The 16,145-nt window shown below is 49.6% G+C and carries 14 protein-coding genes and 1 pseudogene; 14 read left to right on the plus strand and 1 reads right to left on the minus strand.

What is annotated here, in order from left to right:
• The first annotated feature begins 243 nt into the window (after nt 1-243).
• The 14 genes from CAF65_RS16415 (at nt 244) to CAF65_RS16480 (ending at nt 15,841) form a co-directional block, all read left to right on the plus strand.
• On the plus strand, nt 244-816 hold the full coding sequence (locus CAF65_RS16415) for an acyltransferase (protein WP_085717210.1): 573 nt from the start codon (nt 244-246) through the stop codon (nt 814-816).
• Nucleotides 803-1,945 carry a dTDP-4-amino-4,6-dideoxygalactose transaminase gene (rffA, locus tag CAF65_RS16420; RefSeq protein WP_085717211.1) on the plus strand — a complete coding sequence of 381 codons (1,143 nt, stop codon included), beginning with the start codon at nt 803-805 and terminating at the stop codon, nt 1,943-1,945. Before CAF65_RS16415 ends, rffA begins: the two co-directional genes overlap by 14 nt.
• The gene (locus tag CAF65_RS16425) at nt 1,935-3,218 is read left to right on the plus strand and encodes an O-antigen translocase (RefSeq protein WP_158090066.1); all 1,284 of its coding nucleotides are present in this window, start codon (nt 1,935-1,937) and stop codon (nt 3,216-3,218) included. Before rffA ends, CAF65_RS16425 begins: the two co-directional genes overlap by 11 nt.
• The gene (locus CAF65_RS16430) at nt 3,218-4,336 is read left to right on the plus strand and encodes an EpsG family protein (RefSeq protein ID WP_085717213.1); all 1,119 of its coding nucleotides are present in this window, start codon (nt 3,218-3,220) and stop codon (nt 4,334-4,336) included. Before CAF65_RS16425 ends, CAF65_RS16430 begins: the two co-directional genes overlap by 1 nt.
• A gap of 15 nt (nt 4,337-4,351) precedes the next feature.
• Entirely contained in the window at nt 4,352-5,563 is a 1,212-nt protein-coding gene (locus CAF65_RS16435; RefSeq protein WP_143492118.1) for a glycosyltransferase family 4 protein, read from the plus strand.
• 782 nt (nt 5,564-6,345) lie between these two features.
• Nucleotides 6,346-6,963 carry a glycosyltransferase family 4 protein gene (locus CAF65_RS28020; RefSeq protein WP_143492119.1) on the plus strand — a complete coding sequence of 206 codons (618 nt, stop codon included), beginning with the start codon at nt 6,346-6,348 and terminating at the stop codon, nt 6,961-6,963.
• Nucleotides 6,960-8,204 (plus strand): glycosyltransferase family 4 protein, encoded by a 1,245-nt coding sequence (locus CAF65_RS16445; protein WP_085717216.1) that lies wholly within the window; start codon nt 6,960-6,962, stop codon nt 8,202-8,204. The genes CAF65_RS28020 and CAF65_RS16445 overlap by 4 nt, the downstream gene beginning before the upstream one ends.
• Nucleotides 8,201-9,058: an SDR family oxidoreductase gene (locus tag CAF65_RS16450; protein WP_085717217.1), complete on the plus strand. Its 858-nt coding sequence runs from the start codon at nt 8,201-8,203 to the stop codon at nt 9,056-9,058. Before CAF65_RS16445 ends, CAF65_RS16450 begins: the two co-directional genes overlap by 4 nt.
• A 33-nt stretch (nt 9,059-9,091) precedes the next feature.
• Nucleotides 9,092-10,102 carry a nucleoside-diphosphate sugar epimerase/dehydratase gene (locus CAF65_RS16455; RefSeq protein ID WP_085717218.1) on the plus strand — a complete coding sequence of 337 codons (1,011 nt, stop codon included), beginning with the start codon at nt 9,092-9,094 and terminating at the stop codon, nt 10,100-10,102.
• Nucleotides 10,095-11,222, plus strand: coding sequence for a non-hydrolyzing UDP-N-acetylglucosamine 2-epimerase (gene wecB, locus CAF65_RS16460; RefSeq protein WP_085717219.1), 1,128 nt, complete (start codon nt 10,095-10,097; stop codon nt 11,220-11,222). The genes CAF65_RS16455 and wecB overlap by 8 nt, the downstream gene beginning before the upstream one ends.
• A 20-nt stretch (nt 11,223-11,242) precedes the next feature.
• The gene (locus CAF65_RS16465) at nt 11,243-12,205 is read left to right on the plus strand and encodes an SDR family oxidoreductase (RefSeq protein WP_085717220.1); all 963 of its coding nucleotides are present in this window, start codon (nt 11,243-11,245) and stop codon (nt 12,203-12,205) included.
• Between the two features lie 64 nt (nt 12,206-12,269).
• Entirely contained in the window at nt 12,270-13,295 is a 1,026-nt protein-coding gene (locus CAF65_RS16470) for a glycosyltransferase family 4 protein (RefSeq protein WP_085717221.1), read from the plus strand.
• Nucleotides 13,296-13,398: 103 nt separating this feature from the next.
• A complete protein-coding gene (locus CAF65_RS16475; protein ID WP_085717222.1) occupies nt 13,399-15,393 on the plus strand; it encodes a nucleoside-diphosphate sugar epimerase/dehydratase in 1,995 nt (664 codons plus the stop codon).
• Between the two features lie 112 nt (nt 15,394-15,505).
• Complete coding sequence (locus CAF65_RS16480) at nt 15,506-15,841, plus strand: helix-hairpin-helix domain-containing protein (RefSeq protein ID WP_085717223.1); 336 nt, start codon at nt 15,506-15,508, stop codon at nt 15,839-15,841.
• A gap of 88 nt (nt 15,842-15,929) precedes the next feature.
• On the opposite strand, the pseudogene CAF65_RS29050 reads toward CAF65_RS16480, so the two are convergent.
• Nucleotides 15,930-16,070, minus strand: a pseudogene (locus tag CAF65_RS29050) (hypothetical protein); the annotation flags it as partial.
• Nucleotides 16,071-16,145: the final 75 nt, after the last annotated feature.

The following is a 16,145-nucleotide window of genomic DNA, read 5'->3' on the forward strand; positions in this document are numbered from 1 at the left end:
AAGTGCTGGCTGGATGCTCAGCGCTTGTGTTGGTTTTTCGACGGCATAGTACGAGTTCAGGTTGTTGGATATGCAAACGGTCGGTAGTTTTTGGCGGATCGTTACCGGTTGCCAGTATAATCACTCCTCTCGGTTATGAGCGGGAAACGCAGGGCTTGGGTGAGATACCTCAAAGCAAACTCGTAACCGGTAGCGGCTGAGATAATAATATTTAGCACTACAAATTCAATTGGTACATCAAGAATGGCCTATCTAACAGATGACGAACTCCAAAGATTGGGTTTCAAGAGTCTTGGCAAAGAGGTGAAAATCAGTGACAAGGCGAGCATTTACAATGCGGACAAAATTGAGATAGGTGATTTTTCCAGGATTGACGATTTTTGTGTCATCTCAGGAAGCGTCAAAATTGGCCGATACAATCACATCACGCCAATGTGCCTCGTGGCCGGAGGTATTCCTGGTATCGTCATGGAAGATTTTTGTACATTGGCATACGGCGTCAAGGTCTTCTCGCAATCGGACGATTATAGTGGCGAGACTTTGACCAACTCTCTCGTTCCGAAAAAGTTCAAGAACGAGACGTTTTCCGCCGTTCGACTCGGCAAGCATGTCATTGTCGGGGCGGGAGCAGTTATTTTTCCGGGTGTTGAGGTTTCAGAAGGTTGTTCTATAGGCTCAATGGCATTGGTCACCAAGTCTACCGAGGCATGGGGTATATATGCCGGGGTGCCCGCGAAGCTTATAAAGCAGCGTAAAAAAGATCTGCTGAAACTCGAAGTCGAATTTTTAAGTGAGCAAAAAAATGATCCCATTTAACAAGCCGCCATATACCGGTAATGAAGATCAATACGTTCTCCGTGCGATGCGTAGCGGCAAAATGTCCGGTGATGGTGAATTCACTGCCTTGTGCCATAAGTGGTTTGAGAAGTCATTGGGTTGCGTCAAGGCGCTACTGACGCCTTCTTGCACTCAGGCATTGGAAATGGCTGCAATACTTATAGATATTCAGCCGGGTGATGAAGTCATCATGCCGAGCTATACCTTCGTTAGTACGGCAAATGCCTTTGTGCTTCGTGGGGCAAAAATCGTGTTTGTCGACATTCGTCCAGACACGATGAACATTGATGAAACCCTGATTGAGAGCGCTATTACATCTCGGACCAAGGCAATCGTACCAGTACATTATGCTGGCGTCGCTTGCGAGATGGATACAATTATGGACATCGCCGAGCGAAACGGGTTGTTTGTAATTGAGGACGCTGCTCAGGGGATGATGTCTACCTACAAGGGGCGTCAGCTGGGATCCATTGGTCACATGGCTGCTTTCAGTTTTCACGAAACAAAGAACTTTACAAGCGGTGGTGAAGGGGGCTTGCTGATAATTAATGATGCCCGCTTTGTTGCTCGCGCGGAAATAATCAGGGAAAAAGGAACAAACCGAAGTCAGTTTTTTCGAGGTATGATCGATAAATACACTTGGGTGGATGTAGGGAGTAGTTATCTTCCTGGTGAGCTACAAGCAGCTTATCTGTATGGTCAGTTAGAACGGTCTGAATATATCAATTCGTCGCGCCTTGCCCTGTGGGGAGAGTACGATAAGCATTTTAAAGCTTTAGAGCGTAAGGGGGTTATTGATCTCCCAGTAGTACCGGATGGCTGTGTCGCGAACGCCCATATGTACTACATTAAGGTGAAAGATATTGATGCGCGCACGGCGGTGCTGAGCAAGCTGAAAGACGTTGGTGTTGGTGCAGTGTTTCATTATATTCCATTGCATTCAGCTCCCGCAGGAAAAAAACTCGGCTCATTCTCAGGTGATGATAAGTTCACTACCCGTGAAAGTGAGCGCCTTATTCGCTTGCCTCTCTGGTTAGGTATGAGTGCCGAAGAGGCGCATGAGGTCAAGAGCCAAGTAACTGCAGCGATTATGTCCTGTGACGCGTAACGAATCCAGCGACACGCTTCAGTATCGGAAAGCTGTTTCCAGCGCCGTATTGACGACTTTCGCCCAGGCATCAAAAATAGTAGTCGGCTTTCTTATTCTGAAGTTAATCGCCCTATATTTAGGGCCTGACGGACTGGGGAAGCTTGGCCATTTTATGAGCCTGACTTCGATACTCGCTCTGCTGGCTGGCGGAGGTATTAGTCATGGAGTTATAAAATATTCTGCCGAGTATAGAAAAGACAAATTTAGCCTCTATAGGCTATTGAGCACGGCCTCGGCTTTTGCATTTGTATTTTCTGCTTTACTGGCTTTGTTGTTTTTGCTGTTTTCTCGCCCAATATCAATGTTCATTCTTGGGGATGGCAACCTTGCCTGGGTGATATCGTCACTATCAGTATTTCAGCTGATACTCGCCTTTAATATGCTATTCTCTTCTGTTGCTAATGGCCTTGCCGATGTTAAGTCGTTCGCGTTTGCTCAGATAATTGGTAATTTAATATCGCTGCCATTTGCCTGGTTGTTGATATCAAAATTCGGATTGTCGGGTGCGGCAATTGCGATTGTGTCGATTTTGGCAATGGCGGCATTTCCAAGTCTTTATTTGTATCTAAGGTCTTCGCTACGCTTCAGGTTCAGACGGAGGAAAATAGATCCGACACTACTTAAAAAGTTAAGCTGGTTTAGTTTGATGCTGTGCGTGAGCGCTATCGCATTTCCCGTAGTTGAAATATATATTCGACAAAGTCTGATCAGTAATTCCGGCTACACTCAAGCAGGGATTTGGCAAGGACTTATTAGGCTGTCGAGTGCGTATTTGGGGTTCTTTAGTGTTTTTTTGGCATCATACTTCATGCCGATGATATCTCGAACTAGCAATAAGAAAGAAGTCGAAAGCCTAACTCTTAAGTTTATAGTTTTTGTCATGGTTGTTTTTGCCGCAGGAGGGGGAGTACTTTATTTTTGGCGAGATTTTTTTATCCCTTTACTGCTTTCCAGTGAGTTCGAGGGGCTAAATAATTTCCTTATATATCAGCTCATTGGCGATTTTTTTAAAGCTTCTAATTATGTTATCGGTTTTATTGCGGTTGCGAGGGCGGCAACTCGTACTTATATCATTTCAGAGGTTTTTCAGGCTGGTCTATTCGTATTTCTAACATTCTTGATTGGTCGATTTATTGTTGGTGCCGAGGGTGTCACGATTGCATATATGATTTCATATATTATATGCTTTTTCGTTGGTGTTGTTGTGTTGAAATTCTGGGTGCGTAGTTAATGTCATTTGAGTTTGTTTGGCCTATTTACGCCGTATTCATATTTTTGGCCGTTTCCGGTGGCACGGAAATGTTGATTAAGCAGGGGTGGGTCAAGCAACTTGCAGTTTTTTCATCCGCTATAGTTCTTGTGCTTTTAGCGGCGTTGCGAAGTATTGGCGTTGGTAGCGATGACGTCGCGTATGCAGATATGTTCGCGAACGTACCCGTTTTTTTTGGTTGTGATGAGTTTTTGTGCGGTTACAGTTACTCACAATTCAATATAGAACTTGGGTTTTTTACCTTGCTGTCAGTGCTGCGCACTTTCGGCAGCGAGCCTTACGTGCTTTTCGGTGTGGTGGCATTAGCCTCTATTGCGCTTAATGTCAGGGCAATAAAGTTCTTTTCCCCCCATGTTGGCAGTGCGGTTCTTGTATATTTCTGCCACTTCTATCTAAACAAAGAGCTAAATGCTATTCGTCTTGGCTTGGCTTCCGCGATTCTTTTTTGGGCAGTAACGCTTATTCCTGTACGGAAGGTCGGCGTGTTTATTCTTCTGGTGATCTGTGCCGCATTTGTACATGTGTCATCATTGTTGATTCTATTGCCGTTCGCTATTTATCAGCTTCGACCAAGTCGTAGTGTTTATGCGGCGGTCGCGCTTGCTCTCCTGGTATTTACAGCTTTTTTTGATATACAAACATTATTTTCTTATTTGATTAACTTCGGGTTCATAGGTGAGAAAATAAATTTGTATCTCAATGCGGACATATATAACTTTCCGTTGCCATTGCTCAGTGCCGTAAATTTAAAGAATTTAATTTTTGTGGGGGTGGCTTTAGCTTTTTGGCGACAAATTTCGGGTAGGTATGAGCATTTTGAGTTGGTGTTCTGCTTCTTTTTTTGCGCAACGTTTATACGGATAGCTCTCGGTGATTTTGCAATCGTCGCGGGAAGGAGTTATGCCGCTATTTCGATGTTTGAGTACGTCATGTTGCCTTTTGTCGTTTTCTCGTTATGTGGTAAATGGTTGGGCTATGCTCTAATAGTGTTGTATGCAGGACTGACTTTGTACTTGAATTTGACCGATAATGCGGGTTGGTCAGGGGAAGCGGTTCAATTTTTTAATTTTAATAATTAGTAAGTAGAGAGTAAATTGAAAAATATACTTTTTGTGTTGGGTGGCCTATCTATGGGTGGCGTAGAAACCTACGTGGTCCGATTGGCCACCGAATTACAGAAGCAGGGCCACACCGTTACTGTGATTTTGCTTTCCAGTAAGCATGATAATTTACTCTTCCAAAAGCTATCGTCTGTAGCAACGGTTCACATTGTTGAGTATTTTCCATTTTTTGGAGCGTCCAGTTGGCTAAATGCTTTAGTGCCAGCGAGTGCGCGTTCTCATGCTCATTTTGATGTGGTGCATGTTGTAGATTTATTGACGCTGTCATATATGTACTTTCAGCGGGAAAAATATTCTTTCAGTGCGTTATCTATTGGTATCTACCACTCTCGAGAAATTGTATGGTGGCGCGATCGAAATATTTATTTTAGAAAGAAGATGCTTGAGTTGTACGATCAGAATGTAAGGCTCACTCTATTTCCCAATGAGAGTACTGCGGAGATTGCAGGCACGTACAAGGCTTTAGATAGTGGCGAGGTGATGCTGTTACCATTGGGTGTTTCACTTGAAAATTACAGGATGTGTTGTCCTGGTAAGTTGTCATTAAAGCTGATATCTGTTGGTCGTCTTGTGGATTTTAAAGTTTACAACCGGCATGTTATATCCATATTGTCAAGCTTACGGCTTATCGATGACTTTCAGTATTTCATATATGGTGACGGGCCCGAAAGAGAAGCGCTTGAAAGTTACTCTGTTCAGTGTGGTGTAGCGCAGTTTGTGCACTTTATGGGTGAAGTGAAGTATTCGGATCTTCCTGAAATATTTAATGATGCATTTTGCTTTATAGGCTCCGGTACCACTCTCATTGAAGCCTCTGCAGCGGGGGTGCCATCAATTGTCGGTATAGAATCGATATCGACTCCTCATACTTGTGGCTTTTTTTCTGAAATTGACGGCTACTCGTACAATGAGGCTTCAGCCACAACGCGTCGAATTCCTATTGTGGAGTGCATAGAAAAGCTATATCGAATGGAGGATCCCCAATATAATTCTCTGTCCGATGCGCATCGAACTAAAGCTGGTCAGTTCAATATTGAAGATACAACTTCAAAATTTATCGATTTGACGACGTGTTACCCGGATTTTAAAATTCGTTTCAGTAGATGCCGCGCTATACTTTCTTTTGTGTGCTCTGTTATCAAGCTCGGGCCAAAGGCTCTTAAATCAAGATTTGATGTCGTGTAAGATTTTATCTGAAAAGCCTTTTGTATTTCATTGGGTAGTTCGACAGAACATTTGTCATTTTTGAAATATGGGGTAACCTCAAAATTTTTCCGGGGGCTACAAGGTTCGTGAGCTTTTGCTTCCGGTTGACAAAGTCTGATCGCCACCTCTTCGACACGCCGCGTGGTGTAATCTCGCGGTACATCTGTCGGAATCTTTTGAATATCTATCCCTCTCCAGAAAAGAAAACAACGCTATCTTTTGATCTTGATGGGGAGGCGGATGCTTGCCTGGAGGTGGACGGCGGAGGGGGCGTATGGTTGGTACGAATCAGGCAGATCCTTTGGTGGCAGGAGAGGGTATGCGCCCACCATCCTGTAGCTCCAGGTTCTTGGATAAACTTCTATGGTTATCCGTTCTACTGTTTTGGCTAAAATATTCGGGTTGTCAAGAGCGCTTAATCGTACGTTGAGCAGCCGACATCAGGCTGAATACCGTTGATGCAAACGTTTGAAAATGCTGATGGTTCCTCTCGTCACATTCGGTATAATTTACAATTTTAGCGCCTGTAGTGCCGGTTCCTGAATCTGCAAGATAATGAGATGATTTTACGATTGCCCCAACAAATGGTGGCAAGGGAATTCAATGCTTAAACTCGAAGATGTAAATTTTGCCGTTGTAGGTCTCGGTTATGTAGGCCTGCCGCTGGCTGTAGAGTTTTGCAAAAAAAATGCGTGTGGTTGGGTTTGATATCAGCATGGCAAAGGTTGATGCAGAGGAATCCGGTGCGAGGTATCAGTTCGATGTTTAGGACTCACACTGGTAGCACCGTTTGCCCTGATGTTTTACCTGTGAGCGAGTATAGTTTGTATGTGTCGAAGTTTGATGCTTATAAACATTGTTCTGATGTAGTGAGTGCTTATGCAACGCTTTCTCAGACACTTGGCAAAAAAAATCCGTTTATTTTGGTAGGTGAGACAAGTTTGCCGGAGACTAAATGTGTCGGGTCTTTGACTGAAACTCCAAGTGTTGAGGGGCGGGTGCTATTGTTAGGCGCGATTCCTTATAAGAGTCTGCCTCCTTTGTATCAGCATGGACCCTTGAATATCTTCGTATCGTCCTGCGAGAACTGTTTCAATATTTTTCTGGATACGCTGGTTTCTGGAAAGTCGATGTTTTGCTCCAACATGATTACCATGTCGGAGTTCGGGAAAGATGCAGCGCTTCATTTTTTTTTGTTTGATTCAAAGAGCCAAAGTAGTGTGCTGGCCGAGGCGCTTTCAACTCCTGCGCTATTGAATAAGTTGTCCAGTGCGACCGTTTTGCAGAGCGACAAATTTTATTGGAACAGTACCTCGAAAAAGCCCGGTCCGGGTCGCTGGCGTTGGCCAAACGCTCAAAAGAAGGTGGTTGCTAGATGAGAATCCTGGTGGTTACGCAATATTTCTGGCCTGAGTCTTTCATTATTAATGATTTGGTCAAGGCTTTGACGGCTCAAGGGCACGATATCAAGGTTCTTACTGGTAAGCCGAATTACCCTGATGGGGTTATCTTTAGCGGCTACAGTGCTTCTGGGTATCAGGAAGAAAAATTCGAGTCTTCCGTTAGTGTTTGTCGCGCACCACTCAGGCCACGTGGTGTTTCCGGTGCAAAAAATCTTGTGTTGAACTATTTGTCGTTTGTTTTAAATGGCCTCAAGTTTTACCCAAGAGCAGTAAAAGGTGAGCATTTTGACGCGATTTTTGTGTTTGCACCTTCACCTATTACCTCGGTAATTCCTGCGATTTACTTGAAGTGGAAACTCAGGAGCCATCTGGCCGTATGGGTCCAGGATCTCTGGCCGGAGAGCTTGAGTGCAACTGGATTCATAAAGAACAAAGCAATATTGCGCGTTGTTGGCTGGTTGGTGAAAGGCATTTACGCCTTCGTCGATACGCTTCTTGTCCAGTCGAGGGCATTTCGTGAGCCTGTCGCCCGTTATTCCAACCCTGGCAAAGTTGTGTACTACCCAAACTCCTATCAGGACGCGCCACCGAGTGTAGAGGAGACCCGGATTCCTGCATCTTTGCTCGCGGAGCTCGAAAGTCATTTCTGTCTTGTTTTTGCCGGCAACCTGGGGACCGCACAGTCGGTCGAAACCCTCGTTGAGGTAGCTGACAAGCTTCGCCATTTGTCGGAACTCAGGATTGTTTTGGTCGGAAGCGGCAGTATGTTGGACTGGATTGAAACCCAGAAGAAAAACCGGGTTTTGGACAACCTTATTCTTGCCGGACGCTTTGCGGCCACTGAAATGCCGCATTTTTTCAGCCGTGCCGAGGGATTGTTGGTGACGTTGAAGCAGAATGAGGCGTTCTCCTATACCATCCCCAGTAAAGTCCAGGCTTACCTGGCAGCCGGGAGGCCGATCATCGCTGCTCTGGACGGAGAGGGCGCGCGCGTCATTCAAGAGGCGGGTGCCGGCCTGACCACTGCGGCGCAAGACGCCGATGGTATGGCCAACTGCATTGAGCAACTTTTCCGCATGACCTCGGATGAACGGGAGTCATTGGGACGGGCGGGTCGGGCGTACTACCTCGAGCATTTCGAGATGGAGCGGCAAAGCCAGCGTTTGGTCGAAATCCTCAGTAGCAGGATCAATGAATTAAAAGGTAGCTCAAAATGAAAGTTCTTGTGTTAGGGGTCACCGGAATGCTGGGTAGCACAGTGTTCAGGCAATTCCATGGAAACCCGCACTTTGAGGTGTGGGGCACTTTGCGCAATCCGGGCGGCGCAAAATACTTTTCTGAGGACATGCACAGTTCGTTGATCAGTAATGTCGACGTGCTTGACCAGGACTCGCTGGTTTCGGTTCTGGCACGGGTCAAGCCGGATGTCGTCATCAACTGCGTCGGGCTGATCAAACAATTGGCCGATGCCAAGGACCCCCTTTCCGCACTCCCTATCAATGCCATGTTGCCGCATCGCATTGCCAGGTTGTGTGCGTTGTCCGGTTCTCGCTTGATTCACATCAGCACCGATTGCGTGTTCTCTGGCCGTAAAGGCATGTACACCGAGGAGGATATCTCCGATGCAGAGGATCTCTACGGTAAGTCCAAGTACATCGGTGAGCTTCACACGAACCTGAATGCCGTCACGCTGCGAACCTCGATCATTGGCCACGAACTGGGGAGCCAGTATTCGCTGGTGGACTGGTTCCTCTCCCAGAACGGGCAGGTCAAGGGATATGAGAAAGCCATTTTTTCAGGGCTTCCAACCGTAGAGCTGGCGCGTGTCATTCGGGACTACGTGATCCCGAATCCACAGCTCAACGGCCTGTATCATGTTTCGGTGGCGCCGATTGACAAGCTGTCGCTTCTGCAGCTGGTAGCGGAAGTTTACGGAAAGGAAATCGATATCGTCGCGGATAGCCAGGTAGCTATAGATCGGTCGCTGGATTCATCGAAATTTCAGGCAGCAACCGGTTACGTTCCACCTTCGTGGTTGGAATTGGTTAAATCGATGCGCGCGTTGCGTTGATCATTAAATTCAATCAGGTTTGGGAAGGTAGTTATGTTCGATAATAAGGTTTTGATGATCACGGGCGGTACGGGCTCGTTTGGCCATACGGTGTTGAAGCGTTTTCTGGATACCGATGTAAAGGAAATTCGCGTATTCAGCCGTGACGAGAAAAAACAGGAAGATATGCGCATTGCCTTGTCGAATGACAAAGTGAAGTTCTATATCGGTGACGTACGTGATCGCGATAGCCTCGATCAGGCTATGGTGGGTGTGGATTACATTTTCCACGCCGCAGCGCTGAAGCAAGTGCCTTCCTGCGAGTTTTACCCGATGGAAGCCGTGCGTACCAACGTCATGGGTACCGAAAACGTATTGAATGCGGCCATTGCTTCGGGTGTGCAGCGTGTTGTTGTGCTCAGTACCGACAAGGCTGTTTACCCGATCAATGCCATGGGTATTTCCAAAGCCATGGCTGAAAAGCTGATGGTTGCAAAATCGCGGATGATTCCGGCGAAAGGCCCGGTGATTTGCGCAACTCGCTACGGTAACGTCATGGCATCACGCGGTTCGGTGATCCCGTTGTTCATTAATCAGCTGCAGAACGGCGAACCGCTGACTGTCACCGACCCGAACATGACACGTTTCCTGATGTCGCTCGAGGATTCTGTCGACCTGGTTCTGCACGCATTCGAGCATGCCGAGCAAGGCGATATTTTCGTCCAGAAAGCACCGGCCTCGACAGTGGCGGACCTGGCACAAGCGCTCAAGGAACTGTTTGCTCGCGACAATGCCGTCAAGGTCATTGGTACTCGCCATGGCGAAAAGCTTTACGAGTCGCTGATCTCCCGTGAAGAAATGGCCAAGGCCGAAGACATGGGACGCTACTACCGTATTCCTTCGGACAATCGCGACCTTAACTACAAGAAGTTTTTTGTCGAGGGCGAACAAGAGATATCCGATCTCGACGATTACACCTCCCACAATACAGAGCGTCTCGATGTAGAAGGCGTGAAGAAAGTTCTTTTGAATCTGGATTACATTCAGGAGCAACTTGATGCTTAAGGTTATGACGCTGGTTGGTACGCGACCAGAACTTATCAAGATGAGCCGCGTCATTGCCGAGCTTGATAAACAGGTTAATCATGTTTTGGTTCACTCGGGCCAAAACTACGATTTTGAATTGAATCAGGTTTTTTTCGATGACCTTGAAATTCGCAAGCCTGATTACTTCCTGGGTGCCGCCGGCGATACTGCGGCCAAGACCATCGCCGAAGTGATTTCAAAAGCGGATGAAGTGTTTGAGGCCGAAAAGCCTGATGCACTTCTGCTTTACGGCGATACCAATACCTGTCTGGCCGTCATTGCCGCCAAGCGCCGCAAGATTCCGGTGTTCCACATGGAAGCCGGCAACCGCTGTTTTGATCAGCGCGTCCCTGAAGAGCTGAATCGCAAGGTGCTCGATCACCTCAGCGATATCAATATGGTCCTGACCGAGCATGCCCGGCGTTACCTGATCGCTGAAGGGATTCGTCCTGAAACCATCATCAAGACCGGATCGCACATGGAGGAGGTGCTCGACTATTACATGCCGAAAATCCTCACTTCCGACGTACTGGCGCGAGAAGGCCTGGAGCAGGACAAGTTCTTCATCATCAGCGCTCACCGTGAGGAAAACGTCGATACGCCGGAGAACCTTCGCGACTTGCTCAAAACGCTGCGAGCCCTGGCCGACAAATACCAGTACCCCATTATCGTTTCCACGCATCCACGTACTCGCAAGCGTCTGGAAGCGATTGGTGAGTCGCTGGATCACCCTCTGATTCGTTTCTCGAAGCCATTCGGTCTGCTCGACTACATCAAGTTGCAGATGTCGGCGTTTTGCGTGCTGTCCGATAGCGGCACCATCACTGAGGAAGCCTCTCTGCTGAACCTGCCTGCCATTACCATTCGTAATGCGCACGAGCGTCCAGAAGGGATGGATGAAGGCACCCTCATCATGAGTGGCCTGAAAACAGAGGGCGTTCTGGATGCCGTACGTGTGGTAACCAGCCAACATGATCGTGCACAGCGCGTTATCCCGGTCGTGAGGGATTACCAGGCAGGTCCTGTGTCGAAGCAGGTAGTTCGGGTCGTGTTGAGTTACACCGACTACATCAATCGTACTGTCTGGTCGAAATCCTGAGCGTCGTCGAGGTTTGAAAAATGCGTGTTTTATTGACAGGTGCTACGGGTTTCGTCGGTCGCGCAGTATTGGGTCGTTTGGCGGCCTCCGACGATCTGGAACCGGTGGCAGCCATTCGTGGGCACGCTTTGCCTGACTGTCCTTCGCGCGTTACTACCATTCGAACCGCCGGGCTCAGTGCTGATACCGATTGGTCGCAGGCGCTGGATCAGGTGGAGGTTGTCATTCATGGCGCGGCTCGCGTTCACGTCATGAATGACACCGAATCCGATCCGCTGGAGGCGTTTCGCAAGGTGAATGTCGAGGGCACGCTAAGCCTGGCTCGGCAAGCAGCCTCGTTGGGCGTTCGTCGCTTTGTGTTCATCAGTTCGATCAAGGTGAATGGTGAAGGTACGCCACTCAATCAGCCTTACTTCGCCGACGCGACCCCCGCGCCTGGCGATCCGTATGGCATTTCGAAAATGGAGGCCGAGCAAGGGCTGCGCGAAATTGCGAGCGTCTCCGGGATGGAAGTGGTGATCATCCGTCCGGTGCTGGTTTACGGCCCGGGTGTGAGAGCCAACTTTCTGAACATGATGCGTTGGCTGGACAAGGGAATACCCTTGCCATTCGGGGCTATCCATAATCGGCGCAGCCTGGTCGCGCTCGACAATCTTTCTGATTTGATCGTGACCTGCATCCGTCATCCGGCCGCTGCCAATCAGACCTTTCTCGTCAGCGATGGGGAAGATTTGTCCACGACACAGTTGTTGACGCGGATGGCGCAGGCGTTGGGTAAACCTGCGCGCTTGCTGCCTGTGCCGAGCGTGTTGCTTGAGCGGGGTGCACAGCTTCTGGGCAAGCAGGCTTTGTCGCAACGGCTATGCGGCTCGTTGCAAGTCGATATAGGCAAAACTCGAGAATTGCTGGGCTGGACTCCTCCGGTCAGCGTCGATGAGGCGCTTGTATCGGCTGCCAACTACTACAAGGAAAGGCAGCGCTAAGCTGGCTTATGACTGTGCCGGTTCAATTGCAGAATTGATTTTGGCTGTTTCAGGAAGTTGACCTTTGAACACAATATGGTTGTTGGCGTTGGTGGTGGGTGTTTCATTCTTGGGCACAGGCGCACTACGCAAATACGCGTTGGCACGCAGCTTGATAGATATTCCTAATGCGCGTAGTTCACACTCGGTCCCGACCCCTCGGGGCGGTGGAGTGGCCATCGTCCTGAGTTTTCTGATTGCACTGCCTGCCCTGGCCTGGATAGATGCTGTTGCCTGGCCGATGGCGCTGGCTCTGCTGGGGGCCGGTGGCTGGATCGCGATCATTGGTTTTCTCGACGATCATGGGCATATTGCCGCGCGCTGGCGCCTGCTTGCGCATTTCGGTGGTGCCATTTGGGCATTGTTCTGGATTGGGGGAATGGCGCCGATCAGTCTGTTCGGCCACGAGTTCAGTCTCGGCTGGCTCGGTTATGTCATCGGAGCGTTCTATCTGGTCTGGATGCTCAACCTCTACAACTTCATGGATGGCATTGATGGCTTGGCCAGCGTCGAGGCGATTTGCGCCTGTGTCGGTGCTTGCCTGGTCTACTGGATCTCAGGTCACACCAGCCTTGCCATTGCTTCGCTTGTATTGGCGATGGCCGTGTTGGGTTTCCTTGTCTGGAATTTCCCGCCAGCGAAGATTTTCATGGGCGATGCCGGCAGTGGCTTTCTGGGCATCGTGTTGGCGGTGATGTCGCTTTATGCGGCATGGACGAATCCACTGTTTCTCTGGGCCTGGCTCATCTTGTTGGGCGTCTTTATTGTTGATGCCACCTTTACCCTCATTCGTCGGCTGTTGCGCGGGGATAAGGTTTATGAGGCCCATCGCAGCCACGGATACCAGTATGCTTCTCGAAAATACGGCAGCCATCGGATCGTTACGCTGGCAATCGCTGCGATCAATTTGTTGTGGTTAGTACCAGTGGCTATATTGGTTGTCATGCAATATCTCGATGGCGTTGCGGGATTGGTCCTGGCCTACGTGCCTCTGGTGTTGCTGGCCTTCAAGTTTCACGCAGGCGAGTTGGAAATCGCTGGCAAGGCATGATGGACGCATTGGTTTTTGAGTATTGCTTTGTCGGTCAGTGAGTTACCGACAACTGTCGTTGCTGTATCAATGCTAGGAGCTTCGAGAGGTGTTCAGAGGGGTTATGGATAAGATTCGGGCAAAGTTGTTAAGTCTGCCAAGACGACATAAACGCATTCTGCAGGTTCTGACTGATATTTCATTGGTCTGGGTTGCCCTGTGGATGGCGTTTGTTGTGCGACTTGGACTGGACGAATTAGTCAACCCATTCACTCAGCACGTCTGGCTTTTTGTCAGCGCACCTGTCATCGCCATTCCTCTTTTCGTCCGCTTTGGCATGTATCGTGCGGTCATGCGGTACTTTGGAAATGACGCGCTCATTGCCATTATCAAGGCAGTAACACTATCGTCCTTGATACTTGGCGTAGTGGTGTACTGGTACAGCAATCATCAAAACGTCGTTCCTCGTTCGATCATTTTCAACTATTGGTGGTTGAGCCTGATCATGATCGGCGGGCTGCGCCTGGCCATGCGTCAGTACTTTATGGGTGACTGGTTCAGCGCTGCCCAGCATGTCCCGTTCACCAGCCGGGATGACGGTCTGCCGAAAGTGGCTATTTACGGCGCGGGGTCAGCGGGTAATCAACTCGTTACCGCCTTACGGATGGGGCGCGTCATGCGGCCTGTTGCTTTTATCGACGACGATAGCGGAATCGCCGACAGGGTGATCGCCGGATTGCAGGTGTACAAGCCCAAGCACATTCAGGAGATGATCGACAACACGGGCGCTCAGGAAATTCTCCTCGCCATTCCATCGTCCAACCGTGGACGCCGTCGCGAGATTCTCGGGTTTCTCGAAGGCTTTCCGTTGCACGTACGAAGTGTCCCGGGGTTCATGGACCTGGCAAGCGGCCGGGTCAAGGTCGACGATATCCAGGAAGTAGACATTGCCGACTTGCTTGGGCGTGACGCAGTCCCGGCCCAGGCTGACTTGCTCGAACATTGCATCACGGGGCAGTCCGTGTTGGTCACGGGCGCCGGGGGCTCCATTGGCTCCGAGCTTTGCCGACAAATCATGACGCTGCGCCCGACAACGCTTCTACTGTTTGAACACAGTGAATTCAATCTTTATTCAATCTTGTCCGAGCTGGAGCAGCGAGTCGCTCGAGAGTCGCTGTCCATCCGCCTTTTGCCGATTCTTGGTTCGGTTCGTAATCAGGACAAGTTGCTGGATGTCATGAAAACCTGGCGAGTAGACACGGTGTATCACGCTGCCGCCTACAAGCATGTCCCCATGGTCGAACACAACATTGCCGAAGGTGTGCTCAATAATGTGATAGGCACGCTTAATACGGCCCAGGCCGCACTTCAGGCGGGAGTGGCCAACTTCGTCCTGATTTCGACAGACAAGGCCGTGCGACCTACCAATGTCATGGGTAGCACCAAACGCCTTGCCGAGTTGACGTTGCAAGCGCTGAGTCGCGAGTTGGCTCCGGTATTGTTCGGAGATACGAGAAATGTTTCGCGCGTGAACAAAACGCGGTTCACGATGGTGCGGTTTGGTAATGTCCTGGGATCGTCGGGTTCGGTCATTCCGTTGTTTCACAAACAGATCAAGTCGGGCGGTCCGCTGACTGTCACGCATCCGAAGATCACTCGATACTTCATGACCATCCCTGAAGCAGCGCAGTTGGTGATTCAGGCGGGCTCCATGGGGCAGGGCGGCGATGTTTTTGTCCTGGACATGGGCGAGCCGGTGAGGATCGTCGAGCTGGCCGAGAAGATGATCCATTTGTCCGGCCTGAGCGTTCGCTCGGAAAAAAATCTGCATGGCGACATCGCTATCGAGTTCACCGGGCTGCGTCCGGGTGAGAAGCTTTACGAAGAACTTCTGATCGGTGACAACGTGGCGGCCACTCAGCACCCGATGATCATGACGGCCAACGAGGACCACCTGTCCTGGGATATGCTGAAGGTCAAGCTGACCGAGTTGCTTGCCGCGGTGGATCAGGACGACTATGCGCGCGTCCGCCAGCTGTTGCGCGACACTGTCAGCGGCTATACCCCGGACGGTGAGATTGTCGACTGGATCTATCAGCAGCGCCGCCTGGAACCCTGATTGTTTCATATCCAGTAACGTACACATTTTTGACAGTCCCAAGGCATAGCCTACGTTTGGAGAGCAGCTTCGGAAAAGCTGCTTTCTCAAACGATGGCATGGAGCTTCTCTAATGCGTACAAGCAGTTTCTACTCTCTGGTTTTCGCCCTTCTCTGCAGTATCTCTCTTACGGCAATCGCCGCACCTGGTCAGGCACCTGAGGTGATGAATGCGCCTCTGGTGGGGGATGTGGCCGCCAAGGCGCAAGCCGGCAAAGTCGATCTGAATAGTGCTGATGCATCTACGCTGCAACGTGAGTTGGCTGGAGTGGGTGAGGCAAAAGCCAAGGCGATTGTTGCTTATCGTGAAAGTAATGGTGCATTTGCGTCAGTTGACGAATTGCTGGAAGTGAAGGGTATCGGCAAAGCGATTCTGGATGGAAACCGCGACAAGATCGAGGTGAACTGAGGGTGTGAGTGAGCGACAAAGGCCGATCATTGATCGGCCTTTGTCCGTGGCTGCGAAATTTCACCCTGCTTGACCGCCCGTTTTCGCCGATCAACAGATCGTTGTCGGTGCCTCCGACAATGAAGTCTCTACCATTTCCTCCAACCAATACGTCGCCGCCATCGTGACCGTACAGCGAGCAGCTTACACCTACCCCACAGTTTATTGGACGGTTCGCAATACCGTTCATTCCATCGCATCGGTCCGGCGCAGTTACGCGTTTATTCTGGGTCTACTCTCATTCTGGTCCGAGCACTGACGAGAA

Origin of the sequence: Pseudomonas sp. B28(2017) (assembly GCF_002113025.1) — a bacterium.
Taxonomy (GTDB): domain Bacteria; phylum Pseudomonadota; class Gammaproteobacteria; order Pseudomonadales; family Pseudomonadaceae; genus Aquipseudomonas.

Coding starts and splice junctions, on each gene's coding strand:
- CAF65_RS16415 (WP_085717210.1), top strand. CDS start 244: ATGGCCTATCTAACAGATGACGAACTCCAAAGATTGGGTTTCAAGAGT.
- rffA (WP_085717211.1), top strand. CDS start 803: ATGATCCCATTTAACAAGCCGCCATATACCGGTAATGAAGATCAATAC.
- CAF65_RS16430 (WP_085717213.1), top strand. CDS start 3,218: ATGTCATTTGAGTTTGTTTGGCCTATTTACGCCGTATTCATATTTTTG.
- CAF65_RS28020 (WP_143492119.1), top strand. CDS start 6,346: ATGTTTAGGACTCACACTGGTAGCACCGTTTGCCCTGATGTTTTACCT.
- CAF65_RS16445 (WP_085717216.1), top strand. CDS start 6,960: ATGAGAATCCTGGTGGTTACGCAATATTTCTGGCCTGAGTCTTTCATT.
- CAF65_RS16450 (WP_085717217.1), top strand. CDS start 8,201: ATGAAAGTTCTTGTGTTAGGGGTCACCGGAATGCTGGGTAGCACAGTG.
- CAF65_RS16455 (WP_085717218.1), top strand. CDS start 9,092: ATGTTCGATAATAAGGTTTTGATGATCACGGGCGGTACGGGCTCGTTT.
- wecB (WP_085717219.1), top strand. CDS start 10,095: ATGCTTAAGGTTATGACGCTGGTTGGTACGCGACCAGAACTTATCAAG.
- CAF65_RS16465 (WP_085717220.1), top strand. CDS start 11,243: ATGCGTGTTTTATTGACAGGTGCTACGGGTTTCGTCGGTCGCGCAGTA.
- CAF65_RS16475 (WP_085717222.1), top strand. CDS start 13,399: ATGGATAAGATTCGGGCAAAGTTGTTAAGTCTGCCAAGACGACATAAA.
- CAF65_RS16480 (WP_085717223.1), top strand. CDS start 15,506: ATGCGTACAAGCAGTTTCTACTCTCTGGTTTTCGCCCTTCTCTGCAGT.